The organism is Xenorhabdus sp. PB62.4 (assembly GCF_014467285.1).
In the GTDB taxonomy this organism is placed as follows: Bacteria; Pseudomonadota; Gammaproteobacteria; order Enterobacterales; family Enterobacteriaceae; genus Xenorhabdus.
The window spans coordinates 1-628 of record NZ_NKHR01000115.1; the positions used below are offsets into that span (position 1 = coordinate 1).

Annotated in this window: 1 protein-coding gene; it reads left to right on the top strand. The window is 42.4% G+C overall.

What is annotated here, in order from left to right; all coding sequences use genetic code 11:
• Positions 1 to 14: 14 nt before the first annotated feature.
• Positions 15 to 628 (top strand): hypothetical protein (locus Xenpb_RS19485; RefSeq protein ID WP_255523225.1); only part of this gene is annotated, 614 nt, incomplete at its 3' end.

Sequence of the window (628 nt, forward strand, 5' to 3'; positions counted from 1 at the left end):
ATGGCGCCCAATATATGCAGTGGGGCGTTTACCGTATCCGCCTCAATACCTTGTTTGCCCGTCAGTTAGTGGAGCGTGCCACAACCGGAATCGATACGATCCTCAGTATGGAAACCCAAAATATTCAAGAGCCGCAACTCGGCAAGGGTTTTTATGTGACGTTTAAAATCCCTCCCTATAACCCATCGCTTCATGGCAATGAGCGTTGGTTTAAACTCCATATCAAACATGTCGTTGATAATAATTCACATATTATTTATTCAGGCCAGTTTGGAGATATAAGCCTTAACATCACCTTATTTATTCCTCTTGATGAGTCCCCATTAAATAAAGATTATCATGCCAAGGTTTATATGACCTTTAAAAAATCACCATTAGATGTTGATTGGAAAGGGCCACACTTTGTTATGGATAACAAAGGGATTATCACGATAAATCCGAAGTCCGTTTTAACGGATTTCGAAGATATCAATATTCTGAAGGACATATATTCCGAGCCCATGGATTTCAGCGGCGCCAACGCCCTCTATTTCTGGGAACTGTTCTACTACACCCCTATGCTGGTAGCGCAACGCTTACTGCATGAACAGAGCTTTGATGAGACCCACCGTTGGCTGAAATATGTCTG